Origin of the sequence: Exiguobacterium sp. s166 (assembly GCF_018618855.1) — a bacterium.
In the GTDB taxonomy this organism is placed as follows: domain Bacteria; phylum Bacillota; class Bacilli; order Exiguobacteriales; family Exiguobacteriaceae; genus Exiguobacterium_A.
The window spans coordinates 218,374-231,206 of the sequence record NZ_JACSMU010000003.1 but is presented as its reverse complement, the minus strand read 5'-3'; the positions used below and the strand labels follow the sequence as shown (position 1 = coordinate 231,206).

Sequence of the window (12,833 nt, the reverse complement as noted above, 5' to 3'; positions counted from 1 at the left end):
GAATTAAATTGTAAACTAGAGGTGTTGGAATGACCAACTTATTACAGATCGAACGATTGACGAAGACATACATACGAGGAACCGAAACAATTCATGCACTGGACGACGTCTCGTTTTCGATGCAGGAAGGGGAATTTATTGCCATCATGGGAACGAGCGGATCCGGAAAAAGCACCTTGCTGAACATTCTCGGGGCACTCGATCAGCCGACCGGCGGGACACTGCGGCTGCGGGACGAACCGCAACGCGATATCTTTACCGAGCCGGCAGCGACGTTATACCGCCAACAAAATATCGGATTCATTTTTCAATCGTTTCATCTGCTCGACGATTTGACGGTTTCGGAAAATATCGCCTTGCCGTTGATGCTCAAAGGAGTGGACGCAACGACTATCCGGCAACGGATGGACCATCTGCTGGAGCACGTTGGTCTGTCACGGTGGGCGAAACACCGGCCGACTGAATTATCGGGCGGCCAACAGCAACGGGTGGCAATTGCCCGTGCCTTGATTGCCGAGCCACCGATCATTTTAGCGGATGAGCCGACCGGTAATCTCGATTTCCGTACATCAACAGACATCATGACACTGCTGAAAGCATTGAACAAAGACCAACAGACCAGCATCCTGCTCGTCACGCATGATGCGCAAGTTGCGTCTTACGCCGATCGAATCCTCTACTTCCACGACGGACGCATCGTGGCCGATCAGCCGTCGACCGGTGAACTTGGACCCATCATGGAGACGTTTGAGCGTTACGTGAGGTCGGTATGAAGCAGGAAAAACGGCATTTGTTCCGGTTGGCTCTGAAATTATACCGGAAAAGCCCGATGATCCTGCTGACGTCGATCGGCAGCGTCATGATTTCGATTTTGCTTGTCCTGTCGATGGTATTATTCGTCTCGCAAAGCCAGGCGTCCGTTCAAGCGGATATCGAGCGGCTTTATGGCAAGATGGATTTATCGGTCGGGTATCAAGATAAACGGACGGAAGTGATTGATCAGTCCTTCCTCGACCGCTTAACGCAGGATAAACAGACCAGGCAGCTCTCACCGGTGTTGATCACGAATCTGACCGTGACCGGTCAAACGACGGCCGATGTGTATACGATCGGGATAAAAAACGATTCACTTGCGAAAAGCCGCTATCACATCAAACGATCCATCGACCGCGGTGATATCATCCTGAATGCGGGATTAGCCGAGGCATTTGATGTAAAAGTCGGGCAGGAATTGACCGTTTCAAGTGCTAAGTACGAGGTGGTTGAGATTTTGCCGGATGCTGCGGCAAGCGGGACGGCACCGGATACGCTTGTGATGAACTATGACGATGTGACACAACTAAATGCCGATGTCAGTCAGAAGAAGCGTGCGACGTATGTGTTGGTTCAATTAAAACCGGATGCGGACGTCGTAGATTATGCCGACCGTTTAACTCAAAAAGTCCCGGGATTGCGCGTGGATCTCGCAGAAACTGCCGCTTCTGACGTTAACGGTGTTTCAGCGATGCAGGTCTATGTCGCCATCATTGCCGGATTGATTTTAATCGTCTCCGCGTTTATCCTGATGACGAATTTTGATGTCTTTCTCCGCAAACACCGCTATCAATTCGCCATCATGCGGACGCTTGGAGCGACGACGCGGCAATTGTTCCAAATCTTCATGATGCAGTCGAGTCTGATTGTCTGCGCCGGAGCATTGATGGCTTTTTTATTAAGTGGATTATTTTACGGAGCATTGCAGGAGCAGTGGCGGGAATTGTTTGCACTCAAGGGGACGGTGATTGCCTTTAACTGGCAGCTGGCCGGTCTCGTCACGGTCGGCAGCAGTCTGTTGATTCTGTTGTTGCTGAGTGGTTCCGCATACCGCAACCGACGGATTCTGCCGATTCACGTCATGCGTCAAAACCATGCCGGACCTAAAGTGTCGCGGCTTCAGGAACGGATGGCCAAGACGTTCGCGGCTCTTACTGTCGGTGCATTGTTATATGCGACGATTCTCGCACAAACCGAGAATCACCGGGCCGGCGGTTATCTCGGATCGACCATCAGTTTTCTCGTGCTGATGTACAGCGCAACGCCCTTATTGCTTCAACAGCTATTGGTTCGGATTGAGCCGTTGCTTCAAAAAGTAGCCGGGCCGACGACGTTTGTGGCGGTTCGAAGTGTATTGCCGCAACTACGGAAAAATGCGTTGTTGATGCTGATTGTGCAGATTTTACTCGTTGTCGTTGTACTCGGTTCGACGTTCCTCGAGACGATCAAACAACATGAGCTGACCTATCTGAAAGAACAGTATCCGACAGAACTGGTTCTGAAAAGCCGCTTGATTGAAGGGACAAAAGCTGATCCGCTAGAACTGACACAGACGATTGAAAAAGAACTGCCGAAAGCAAAAAGTACGTTTATTTCACCGGCGAGTGGACTTGAAATTCTCAAGTCTGATCAAACGATCACTTTAAGTTATGCACTGACCGATTTTGAACGGCTCGACGCACTCAGGAAACCGGTTCTTTCTTCAACACGCGATCAATTCATCGTCTCCGAGACATTTGCCAAAGCAAATGACTTAGCAGTCGGCGACCGGCTTGAGATGGGGCGGTTTATCAATGGAGAAGCGGGGACTGTCTCGGTTGGTAAATATGAAATCGGACGGATTGATCCGGACTTACCAACGGATGCCTGGTTCGACTGGCGGTCTTCGATCCGGACTTCTGAAGACCGGATTGGAGCCTTGTACATAGATGCAACCGACACCGAACAATCCAGAGCGGTCTTGCAGGAACTGACGACCCGTTATCCGACGCTTCAATTGAACCGGTATGAGACATCTGTCAAACTGGCGAATCAACAATTACAGGAACGATGGATTGTTTTCATCGTTGCGCTCGCCGTCATGAGCGTCTCCGTCTGGTTTGGACTTGCCAATTCGTTGTTGAATTATTTAGCGACGAAACGGCGTGAGTATGCGTTGCTACGGACGTTGGTCTTGACTCAGTATTCCCTCCGGCGTCTGATTGTGATTCAGATGCTGATTTTCATCGGCAGCGGGATTGGGTTTGGACTCATTACCGGCATTGGAACGACGTTCTTGATTTCACGCGTCGACGGCGGAGACATTGCATTGAACTTGACGAGTATCAGCGCGACAGTTGCCGGACTGTTCATGCTCGTGTTCGGACTGGTCTTTTTTGCGACAAGACGTAAACAGGAGAATTTGGTCGACGAATTAAATCAGTAACGAACAAGCCGTGCATCCGATTCCTGCAAGAGGGACGGATTCACGGCTTGTTTTTATGGTGCGAAGATTTCAGCAAACGGACGAGAAAAAACAATGCGACCAGTACGAGTAACACATTCGTCACAAGCGTCAAGCGTGGCAGGTCAAGAACTGTTGTATTCAGCAGATTGATGAAAATCAATCCAGCGAGGAACCAGCGAAAAGTACGAGAAAACAATGAAGAACCTCCTTTCGTTCCCGGCTTTTCTTCAAAAAGCAGGAAATCTTTAATGAACAGCGAATTCTGTCTACAGAGAACAAAACGGAAACGGGGCGTTCGAAATGCGAAAGACGGTACTGGCACTACTCTTATTAGGAATGATCGGCGGCATCGGTTGGTTTTTTCTTGAGCAGGAACAGGATGAAACGTTTGAACAAATCGTACGGGCCCGGGTGACAAAACACGTCTCCGAGCAATATGGCAAAGAGACAATCATTGCGGTCCGGTCCGCTTATGACAAGACGGCATCTACGAAAGAAGCCCGGCATCAGGTTGCCGTCCAGCTGAACACCGATCCGCGCGGTGAATATCAGGTCTTTCGACTGGCGAAGCAACAAGTCGTCTTCATTGGACGCACCCGCTCCTTACCGGAACGAAAATGAACTGTACGCGTCAATCCTCCTGCATCCGTAAACGGAGGTAGGAGAGAAGCGTCGGGACAGCGATCGCTAAAGCGACAGCCGTTGCGAGCAGGATGGGTACGGTATCGAGCGCAATGTACGAGACGAAGGCTGCTACAATCAGTCCGGTTCGAAGGACATTCAATCGAAATGGTGCAGTTGGAACATCCTGATCCGTTACCGTATATGCCATCCGGTACTGGAAGTAGAAGTGGATCAACAGTCCAAGTTGGATGATCAACAGGAAAGTAGAATCGGATTGTTCAAAAAAAATGGCGTAAATCGTCATTACCGTGATGAGCAGATACAAACTGGTCGCTAAAAACAGATGTTTCTTCAAAACATATTCTCCTTTTGATTATGTAAGTTATTCTTAGTATACGTACATTTCACCTAAATGTTCCCAGAAATCTTGATTTGAATAATCAGTCATAACGCCATGAAAGGGGGAAATAAAGATGTTTTACGGATTATGGACAAAGTTTACGACCCAAGCAGGCGAGGGCCAACGATTGGTGGAGGTACTGTTAGAAGCAGCAACGTCCTTACAGGATGTCTCGGATTGTAAGCAGTATGTCGTCAGTACGATCGGAGAAGCTGATACTGTAATGGTCCGGGAGATTTGGACGGATCAAGCGGCACATGCTGCGTCTTTGCAACTGCCTGCGACGCGGCAATTGATTGAACAGGCGCGACCGATTCTGTTGCAGGTCGAGAGAATGTTTGAAGATCAGCCGCGCGGTGGCAAAGGATTGGCCTGATTTTTCCAAAAAGAGGGAACTTCTCTAGTCAAAACACGTATGATCGTCATGAGGTGAGAAGATGAATAAACAAGAACGGATTAAAACGATTCAGACCATTCGCAAACGAACGAAACCGGCCCGGATTCTATCGGCTGTTGTTACCGGCGGTGCCTTTTTAGCGACTCATTTTTTTGACCAATCCATTTGGTCGATTCTGGTGCTTCTCTGCGCATTAATAATTTCCGGCGTGATGTTAAGTCGCGAAAGTTTCGAAATCAGCCGCCTGTCAGACTCGATACGTGCCAAGCGGTTGATTCGACTCAGCTCTATCGTGAGTTTTGGCATCATCGCCCTTCTGTTGCTCCTAATCGTCACTTCCGAATTGAGAGGTGATGCTGACATGTCGCTCCTTTACGTGGCAGGCTTCATGCTGCTTGGAATTGTCATCGAAACCGTCCTTGATTACCGTATCCGTCGAGCCGATCCGGAACAGCCGATGAGCAAAGAATACCGCTGACTAAATCCATCTGTTGAGAAAGCATCTGTAACATTCGGATGCTTTTTCTTGTGTTCAACTGACGGTATAAGCAGGCAAATCGCTTTCCTGTCCGGCTCTGGCATATGATAGGAACGACTCGTAAAAAGGAGGGCTTCTTATTCTTGCTATTATCATTGGATTAATCATCGGGATCCTCGTTCCCGTTCAAACGAGTGTCAACACACGCTTACGCGGCATTGTCGGCTCGCCATTCCTTGCCTCTTTGCTGTCGTTCAGCATCGGGACGGTTTTTTTGATTGTCCTGACGCTGTTCGTGGAACAGAATTTCCGTCTGAATCCGGGCGTCTGGTCGGAACCCGGCTGGATTTGGATCGGCGGTGTGCTCGGTGTCATCTTTTTAACCGGCAATATTCTGTTGTTCCCGCGAATCGGCGGTGTTCAGACCGTCATCATGCCGATTTTCGGACAGGTTTTGATGGGCCTGTTAATTGATAACTTCGGTTGGTTTTCGACTGCTGTCACACCTTTGTCGTCGACGCGACTACTCGGCGCTGGATTTGTCCTGCTTGGTGTCGTCGGAACCGTTGCGCTCGGCGATTGGCTAGCGAAACGCCGGCATCCGGAACAAGCAAAGCCGGTTGATTCAACGATTTACGGCTGGCGGATCATGGGCGTCGTCATGGGAATGATGAGTGCCGCCCAAGCCGCAATCAACGGCCATCTTGGAGTGGTGCTCGATTCCGCCATCAAAGCAGCATTGATTTCCTTTATCGTCGGTACAGTGACCTTGTTGCTTGTCAATCTGATCGTCCGGACGAAGTGGCAGTTTGACCGGTCGCTCCCGACGCCGTGGTGGATTTGGATCGGCGGCTTGATCGGCGCCTTGTTCATCGCCGGCAATGCTGTCATCGTGCCGCTTGTCGGAGCAGGAGCTGCTGTCGTCATCGTCACCATCGGTCTGTTGACCGGCAGTCTGCTGATTGACCGGTTCGGTTTGTTTGGCGCAGCCAAAACGCCGGTCACCGGTGTTCAATTGATCAGCCTCGGGCTGATGATTGTCGGTATCGTGCTGATCCGGCTCTAACTAAAAATGCTCCCTTCCACTTGTGAACTGCTCCCCGTCAAGTGGACAGGCAAAATAATAAAAAAACTCTTAAACGGCTTGAGTCCTGAATTCTAACGGACTCAAGCCGTTTAGTCGTTCTTGATATCGTTCTTCGTTATAGAATCGAATGTATTGCTGAATCGCATAACGGAGTTCGTCGAACTCCTCAAATTTATGTAGATAATAACTCTCACACTTCAATGCTCCCCAGAACGATTCCATCGGGCCATTATCGATACATTTACCGACACGGGACATACTTTTAGAAATGTCTTTTGTTTTCTATGACCATTATAGTTTGCTATCCATCTTATAAGCACGCTCTTACCGGAAATATTGTATTTCAGGATTGCACTCATCAGGGACTCGCGTCCCTCCAGAACGTCATGTACTGCTTGGATTTTAAATTCCTTCGGGTATTTCGTCCATTCATCTCGATTTTCTAAAACCTCGACGCCACCATGACGATAGAATCGCATCCATTTTTTTAACGTCGTTACCGAGAGCTCGAAGAGCTTTGCGACTTCCGACAACGTGTAAAAACCTTCTTCATACTTCTTAATAATCTTTAACTTTTAACTGGCAGAATACATTATTTAATTTGTCGTATTTACAACACATTCGTGAAATTGTTGTGAAAGAAGGGATGAGAATGACAGCACCGAAGAAAGATTTACGTGTTACGAGGACGCGTAAAATAATTATGGATTCTTTTGTTAAGTTTTCAGGAGTAAAAGAATTTAAGGACATTACTGTAAAAGATATTACAACAGAGGCTATGATTAATAGAGGAACGTTTTATTATCACTTTAAAGATATTTATGACTTGTTGGAAAAAGTATTAGTTGAAGTTTTGATGGTAAACTTAGATTCTGCTATTTATGAAAATGCCGAACTAAGTGAGGATACCCTCACGAAAATTTTTGAAGCGACAACTACTTTTCAAAAGTCTCTCTCCAATCGATGTCATCGAGGGTATGAGGATACAATTGCACAGATTATTAAAGAACAACTTGAAATCATTTTTTATAAAATGCTATATAAAAAAAACAGAGTTGATGAAGAATCATTAAAAGCCACTTCTGTTTTATTAAGTTGGGGAATGTATGGTGCCTCAGTCGAGTGGAGACGCAATAGCAAACAAAAACCTGAAGCATTCATTAAGGTGGTCATTCCGTCTATCTTCTATGGAATTCTTGGAGCATCAAAAGACTGATAAGAGACTCTAGTTGACTTTATGATGTAGTTCAAGCATTATATATGCTATAGCATGTATAATGATGTTTTTTGCTAATATTTTAGACTTTACGAGGTGATCTATGGAATTACAAAATTTAATCGGTTATCTGGTTCATCGTACAGATGTAAAAATGACCAATTATTTTACTAAGCAATTGAAACCTTATGACATCACTCCAGAGCAATGGAGTATTATAAGTGTTTTGAATGATCAAAATGGTTTAACGCAAAAAGAATTGGCAGAAGCCATTGATCGAGATCAAACAACAGTTGCCAGAATGATTCATTCAATGGAAAAAAAAGAATTCGTCAAAAAAGTTTTTAATGACAAGGATAAGCGGTCTCATTATATTTTCTTGACTGAAAAAGGAGAGCATATAAAAAATAAGATTATACCTGTAGTGAATGATGCGCACCATTTCGTCACCACTAATTTGGATGAGCAAGAATTAAAACAGCTAAAATTAATATTAAACAAGTTATACAATACACGATATTGAATCAGAATCTTATATCAATAAGAAAAGGTTCAATTCTAAGCATTTACATGCTATAGCATGTAAATGCTTAGAATTGAAATTTATTATATAAAATCAAAAAGAAAGAAGTGGTTCAGATTTCTATTTTAATGAATATTTTACAAGTATTATTGTGTGGTTTTTTTCTGATGACCGGAATAAAAATTATCTCTGGAAAAATGGCAGAGGAGTTTCAACGATTCGGATTTCCACCGTTCTTTAATTTTCTAACTGGTTTTTTTGAAATTGTAGGAGCAGTCGGTATGTTAGCAGGAATTTGGTTTCATACAATTGCTCTATTTGCAGGATTATTACTTGGAGGAACAATGCTTGCAGCAGCCTTTACACTTATCGTATTGGTAGGAGATAAATTTCAAAAATCCATCCCTGCACTGGTCCTTTGTTTCTTAAGTTTGGCAGTTTCTTTTTATCATTTTGTTTGAATGCAGTATCAATTTTAAGAGTGACTTCAAATTTATTATTTTGATCGATTTCTTGTTTATAAAAGAAAAGAAGAACTTCTTGAGCCGGACAGGTAAGGTACTGTTAGTTCCGCTAACCCTGATCGTATGTGTACTTGTCTATCTCTATTGATCCGACGTGCGAGAGGAATCATGACTGTTTTTATGAAAGAAATGATCTTAGAAAAGGTCGTTTTTTTTATGCGTGGAAAATCAGTCGTACATCATTTCGTAACGATTCGATTATCTTACATAGAACTCCTTTTATCTTATCTAACATGATTCGTACAGACTCCCAATTCATTCTATACTGTGTTCAAGAAAACAGTGAGGAGTGGAGTATATGAGCATACTAGAAATGTTTGATGTCATGAATCAAGCGAAGGGAAAGCAGGTACCGGATAAGGTGACATTGATTGATGCCCAGCTTCGATTCGTTGAATCCCTGTTTGAAAAACAAGTGCCTGTGTTACTTCAATGAATTAATCAATAACAAGAACTGTGTGTACATTTCGACGTAGAAATGTACACACAGTTCTTGTTTGTCTTATTTACGTATACTAGGCTACTTAAAACACATTAATAAAAAGATGAGTTTATAGACACTAAACATTACAATTGATCAACTAAATAAACGTTTGTGAAAGAATAATCATTTTTGTATACATAACGGTCGTTTTACATACGCGTTTGCTCTTATTTCTTGTAAACCATAAAAGATATAAAATATTTTCTAAATACAATACCCTCCATTTCAATTTGAACTGGAGGGTATTGTATTTAACTACCTTCTAATTCAATTTTCACAGTTGTTGGTTTTGGGAAGGCTTCATCTGACGCGTATAGGACGAATACCTTTTGATCGACAGGTACTTGATAAACAAGATCAACTCTTGATTTATGCGGTGAAAAATGTTGATAGCTGTTTTTCCAGGCCTTCTCATTATGGTTGACATAATCGACAGGTAAAAACTCTGTTCCATCTAAAGCAGTGATAACATACGTGCTTGGACGATAGACAGAATATGCTCCCTCATCTTCGGAGGGATTATCTAAAATAACGGGTATTGTCACAAATCGATAACCTGATTTCTCCTTCAGGTTCAACTCTTTTGGTGTTTCAATGAGCGGATTGACATAAAAGAACTGGTTGCTGACTCGTTTACCGCCTGGTGTTGTCTGAACCATGCCTTTTTTCATCAACTTCTTAATCTTTTTATCGATTTCCGTTTGTGAAAGTGACGCCGTTTTTTTGGATTCGTTCTGTTTCATGTCCGCTAGTTTTGCCCCAGTCGTTTGTACGTTAGGTGTCGTAGCTTGCGTCTGTTTCGGTGCTTGCGACAAGTCTTCGTTCGACGCAAACAAGAACAGGCTAGAGACCCCGACGACTAATACGATACCAATCGAACCTAGTGCCAGTTTAAAGCGGCGTTCCGTCACCTGAGTATTGACGGCGACACTGCCGATCGCGGCATTCGGTGTAATCCGAACTGCGCGTTGTGCCGGCAGTAAGGCACCGAGGACACCGGTCACGACCGGGATGAGCAGCATCACGCTGAGGAACAAGAGCTCGTTGATTGGGAACTGATTATAGACATATCCGATCATTGCGAGCGCAATCAGGAGACCAATCATACCGGCGAACAAACCGGTTAACATACCTTCCGTCAGGACAAGCAGGCGGCTCCAACCGTCGCGCCAACCGGTTACTTTTAAAATAGCGAGTTGCGGTTTCCGTTCATTGACGTTTTGCCACATGATTTCCATTGTCGTCAGGATGGCGATCAAGAGGGCGACCGCCATTGCGACGTAGTGCATCGTTCCGACTTCAAGCGCGACGTATTCACCGAGCCAGGTCGCATACAAGACGCCTTTCAGTCGGAAAGTCACGAACAGAAAGAAGATGAACAGACTGGTCGGCAGGGCGATCGCGACGATCGAAAGCAAGGTCCGTTGCCAATACGTGACCAGTTGATTGAGACTCATCCCGAAAATCGATTGCGAGCAAACGAGTCGGCGGCCTTTTGAGACTTCACCGGACCGCATGCTTTCAAAAGGCTGGATACGACGAATCAAGGTCATCGGGACAAGCGTCCCGCCCCAGTAAATCAATAGACCGGCGAGACCGATCAACAGGATTCGGCTGAGGGCAATCGGATGGTCCGTCGTCAACCAAAACGAGCCGAGGATCGTCCAGGAAATCAGGGCGACGAACGTACCGAGCAACGTCGCTTCGAGGAACAGCAGCTTTGACAATTGACGCGGACGCCAACCGAGTGACAGTAAAATCGCAAATTCTTTTTTACGGGCATACAGCAAGATGATGTTTGAACTGAAGACATAAACGAGGGCGACGGCAATCACACTTGCGATGACGCCGCTCATGCCGACTTTTGCTTCCTGGAAGATCGCCATCGAGGAACCAAGCTTGATCCACGGTTGCTGGACCCATCCTAAAGCCGATTCATTTTTTAAGCCGGGCAGGTAGGTCAGGGCGAGCTGCGGCGAGGACCCGAGTGTCACATCAGTAATCAGTCCTGTCTTGTCTTCAATCTCTTGAGCGACCGCCTGTAATTTTTTTTCGCTCGTCGCATTCATTGCTTCGACCCCTTTGACGTTGACCCGGATGGCCGAAATGGCTTTATCGCCACGGAGCTTGAACGCCGCATCCAGTGTCGTCAGCATCGATGGGGGTTTCGTCAGGAAGTCGAACGGGTCATTCGTCGGCTTGACATCACGGACCGGATTGACGGGCCGTTCATTTTTGTCCATGACCCACTGGGCTTTTGCCGGGAAGTACGTCTCCATCGGAAGCTCAGTTAACGGATCCTTCGAAATGTCCAGTTTCTGTGGATCGAACACACCAATGAACTTCAACTTCATCTTCGGTACGGAATTTAAATTGATGGACGTATCTCCAAACGACCGGGCTTTTCGGTACATCGTTCGTTTGGCCAATTGAACATCTTCCGGCACTTCCTGTGGTGTGACCTGATAGGCAAACGGCCATCGTGTAGCGAACGGACTCGCGAGCGCCTGGTATTCGACGGAGGAAGGCTTCAAGTACATCCAGTCGAAGCTTCCAGCTGGTTTAGACGGAACCGTGCCTTTTAAGATGTCGTTGACCAGTTTTTTAGAGGTTTCATTTGTCGTAATCTTATAGACTTTCGCAGGTTGGACCGGAAGCGTCTTCAGATACGATTTCCCGCCTTTTTTCATAATGTCTTGGACGGTCTCGGTCATCGAATCATTAACTAAGGGAACATCGACTTTTTCATAGCGATACTTCCGGTACGCATCGACATATTCGTGACTGTTTAAAATCAACGGAATACTCCATACATCATCTCCCGTTGTCTGTCGCGGTATCGTCGTTCGTAAAATAGCGGCTGTGTGTCGCTTTTTTCGTCGCTCGATCGAGACCGACGAGCCGGGCTTCTGCTTCTGGATCGATTCCGGCGAGCATCGTTGCGCTGCCGAACTCCATCAACGGTTGTTTTCCCAACTCTTGCGGCGAAAGATCACGATTCAGACCGTCGCTTTCGGAAGGAGACCACCCGGCACCTAAAAAGTAAGAGTTCGTCTGTTGTTCTTGCTGTAAACCGGTATCCTGAACATCTTGAATCGTGACTTTATAGATGCCTTGTTCTTTAAAATCGTATGTCCCAATCTGGGCATCCGCATAATAATTCCCGATCATCGCAATCGGAGCCGCGACTTCAATATCGTTTATCTGTTCAATCGTATTGTACTGTTTCATTGTGATGCCGCCGTCGAGACCGCTCATATAGTTTGGCTCAAGCAACTTCAAGTCTTCCGTCACACTGCGGCTGCCGGGCGGCCGGACGACGATGTCGTAAGATGAGCCCCAACGTTTTTGCAACTCTTCGACGACGGTGCCGTTGTTTGCCTGCGTCGTCCCGATCAGGTAACTGAGGCCGGTGCTGACAATCAGGACGCCGACAAGGAGCAGGATAAACCGCTCCTTGTTACGCCACCAGGAATTCCAGATGAATTTAAGCATCGGCCGTTCCTCCGATCATCCTTTGGCTATAAAAAAACGAAACAACAGGTTCAATAAATGATGGTTCATTCATTCGGATGACGATTAGATTTTTACGTACATCGCTCATCACAGTTCCTCCCTTAAAAGTTGTATGACATATTTTTCATTTTAAAATGATTATTTTACCATTATATACAATTAAAGAATCTTTTTGGTTCAGAATGGAGATAATTATCTAAAAATTCCATCGATTTATTTTTGCGATTCGTCCAGAAGGACCGCTTAATCTGGTTAAAGGACATCCGGTAAATGGAAGCGAATAGGATATAAAGTAGAAGATTTCTAAAAGGAGGAATGGCGATGA

At 45.7% G+C, this 12,833-nt stretch carries 15 protein-coding genes and 1 pseudogene; 10 read left to right on the top strand and 6 right to left on the bottom strand.

Going from position 1 to position 12,833, the window contains the following annotated elements:
• Positions 1-29 precede the first annotated feature (29 nt).
• Entirely contained in the window at positions 30-773 is a 744-nt protein-coding gene (locus KNP93_RS09060; RefSeq protein ID WP_131972718.1) for an ABC transporter ATP-binding protein, read from the top strand.
• A complete protein-coding gene (locus KNP93_RS09055) occupies positions 770-3,238 on the top strand; it encodes an FtsX-like permease family protein (RefSeq protein WP_214854692.1) in 2,469 nt (822 codons plus the stop codon). The genes KNP93_RS09060 and KNP93_RS09055 overlap by 4 nt, the downstream gene beginning before the upstream one ends.
• Positions 3,239-3,278: 40 nt before the next feature.
• On the opposite strand, the gene KNP93_RS09050 is transcribed toward KNP93_RS09055, so the two are convergent.
• The gene (locus tag KNP93_RS09050) at positions 3,279-3,455 is read right to left on the bottom strand and encodes a hypothetical protein (protein ID WP_165871622.1); all 177 of its coding nucleotides are present in this window, start codon (positions 3,453-3,455) and stop codon (positions 3,279-3,281) included.
• Between the two features lie 104 nt (positions 3,456-3,559).
• Here KNP93_RS09050 and KNP93_RS09045 point away from each other — a divergent pair, with 104 nt between their 5' ends.
• Positions 3,560-3,880 carry a hypothetical protein gene (locus KNP93_RS09045; RefSeq protein WP_214854690.1) on the top strand — a complete coding sequence of 107 codons (321 nt, stop codon included), beginning with the start codon at positions 3,560-3,562 and terminating at the stop codon, positions 3,878-3,880.
• 10 nt (positions 3,881-3,890) lie between these two features.
• Here KNP93_RS09045 and KNP93_RS09040 read toward each other — a convergent pair whose 3' ends face one another.
• A complete protein-coding gene (locus KNP93_RS09040) occupies positions 3,891-4,238 on the bottom strand; it encodes a hypothetical protein (protein ID WP_214854688.1) in 348 nt (115 codons plus the stop codon).
• Positions 4,239-4,356: 118 nt separating this feature from the next.
• Here KNP93_RS09040 and KNP93_RS09035 point away from each other — a divergent pair, with 118 nt between their 5' ends.
• The 3 genes from KNP93_RS09035 (at position 4,357) to KNP93_RS15890 (ending at position 6,224) form a co-directional block, all read left to right on the top strand.
• Positions 4,357-4,659, top strand: coding sequence for a putative quinol monooxygenase (locus tag KNP93_RS09035; protein ID WP_214854686.1), 303 nt, complete (start codon positions 4,357-4,359; stop codon positions 4,657-4,659).
• A 61-nt stretch (positions 4,660-4,720) separates the two neighbouring features.
• Positions 4,721-5,158: a hypothetical protein gene (locus KNP93_RS09030; RefSeq protein WP_214854684.1), complete on the top strand. Its 438-nt coding sequence runs from the start codon at positions 4,721-4,723 to the stop codon at positions 5,156-5,158.
• A gap of 139 nt (positions 5,159-5,297) precedes the next feature.
• Complete coding sequence (locus KNP93_RS15890) at positions 5,298-6,224, top strand: DMT family transporter (RefSeq protein WP_371819909.1); 927 nt, start codon at positions 5,298-5,300, stop codon at positions 6,222-6,224.
• A 69-nt stretch (positions 6,225-6,293) separates the two neighbouring features.
• Here KNP93_RS15890 and KNP93_RS09020 read toward each other — a convergent pair.
• Together KNP93_RS09020 and KNP93_RS15885 are read right to left on the bottom strand one after the other, a co-directional pair.
• Positions 6,294-6,515: pseudogene (locus tag KNP93_RS09020) on the bottom strand (IS3 family transposase); the annotation flags it as partial.
• Positions 6,443-6,808: a helix-turn-helix domain-containing protein gene (locus tag KNP93_RS15885; RefSeq protein ID WP_371819908.1), complete on the bottom strand. Its 366-nt coding sequence runs from the start codon at positions 6,806-6,808 to the stop codon at positions 6,443-6,445. The gene KNP93_RS15885 and the pseudogene KNP93_RS09020, both read right to left, overlap by 73 nt.
• A gap of 89 nt (positions 6,809-6,897) precedes the next feature.
• Here KNP93_RS15885 and KNP93_RS09010 point away from each other — a divergent pair, with 89 nt between their 5' ends.
• The 4 genes from KNP93_RS09010 to KNP93_RS08995 all read left to right on the top strand — a co-directional run bounded on the left by KNP93_RS09010 (position 6,898) and on the right by KNP93_RS08995 (position 8,944).
• Positions 6,898-7,461 carry a TetR/AcrR family transcriptional regulator gene (locus KNP93_RS09010; protein ID WP_214854680.1) on the top strand — a complete coding sequence of 188 codons (564 nt, stop codon included), beginning with the start codon at positions 6,898-6,900 and terminating at the stop codon, positions 7,459-7,461.
• A 103-nt stretch (positions 7,462-7,564) separates the two neighbouring features.
• Positions 7,565-7,984, top strand: a complete 420-nt coding sequence (locus KNP93_RS09005) for a MarR family winged helix-turn-helix transcriptional regulator (RefSeq protein WP_214854678.1) — start codon at positions 7,565-7,567, stop codon at positions 7,982-7,984.
• A 128-nt stretch (positions 7,985-8,112) separates the two neighbouring features.
• The gene (locus KNP93_RS09000; RefSeq protein WP_251138743.1) at positions 8,113-8,445 is read left to right on the top strand and encodes a DoxX family protein; all 333 of its coding nucleotides are present in this window, start codon (positions 8,113-8,115) and stop codon (positions 8,443-8,445) included.
• Between the two features lie 361 nt (positions 8,446-8,806).
• Positions 8,807-8,944, top strand: a complete 138-nt coding sequence (locus tag KNP93_RS08995) for a hypothetical protein (protein ID WP_214854674.1) — start codon at positions 8,807-8,809, stop codon at positions 8,942-8,944.
• Between the two features lie 299 nt (positions 8,945-9,243).
• Here KNP93_RS08995 and KNP93_RS08990 read toward each other — a convergent pair whose 3' ends face one another.
• Positions 9,244-11,790, bottom strand: coding sequence for an ABC transporter permease (locus tag KNP93_RS08990; protein WP_251138742.1), 2,547 nt, complete (start codon positions 11,788-11,790; stop codon positions 9,244-9,246).
• A gap of 16 nt (positions 11,791-11,806) precedes the next feature.
• Entirely contained in the window at positions 11,807-12,487 is a 681-nt protein-coding gene (locus KNP93_RS15675; protein ID WP_251138741.1) for a hypothetical protein, read from the bottom strand.
• Between the last annotated feature and the right edge of the window lie 346 nt (positions 12,488-12,833).

Excerpts from the sequence above, each read along its gene's own strand:
- KNP93_RS09045 (WP_214854690.1), top strand. The coding sequence starts at position 3,560 with ATGCGAAAGACGGTACTGGCACTACTCTTATTAGGAATGATCGGCGGC.
- KNP93_RS09060 (WP_131972718.1), top strand. The coding sequence starts at position 30 with ATGACCAACTTATTACAGATCGAACGATTGACGAAGACATACATACGA.
- KNP93_RS15675 (WP_251138741.1), bottom strand. The coding sequence starts at position 12,487 with ATGCTTAAATTCATCTGGAATTCCTGGTGGCGTAACAAGGAGCGGTTT.
- KNP93_RS09030 (WP_214854684.1), top strand. The coding sequence starts at position 4,721 with ATGAATAAACAAGAACGGATTAAAACGATTCAGACCATTCGCAAACGA.
- KNP93_RS09000 (WP_251138743.1), top strand. The coding sequence starts at position 8,113 with ATGAATATTTTACAAGTATTATTGTGTGGTTTTTTTCTGATGACCGGA.
- KNP93_RS08995 (WP_214854674.1), top strand. The coding sequence starts at position 8,807 with ATGAGCATACTAGAAATGTTTGATGTCATGAATCAAGCGAAGGGAAAG.
- KNP93_RS09010 (WP_214854680.1), top strand. The coding sequence starts at position 6,898 with ATGACAGCACCGAAGAAAGATTTACGTGTTACGAGGACGCGTAAAATA.
- KNP93_RS09055 (WP_214854692.1), top strand. The coding sequence starts at position 770 with ATGAAGCAGGAAAAACGGCATTTGTTCCGGTTGGCTCTGAAATTATAC.
- KNP93_RS09035 (WP_214854686.1), top strand. The coding sequence starts at position 4,357 with ATGTTTTACGGATTATGGACAAAGTTTACGACCCAAGCAGGCGAGGGC.
- KNP93_RS09005 (WP_214854678.1), top strand. The coding sequence starts at position 7,565 with ATGGAATTACAAAATTTAATCGGTTATCTGGTTCATCGTACAGATGTA.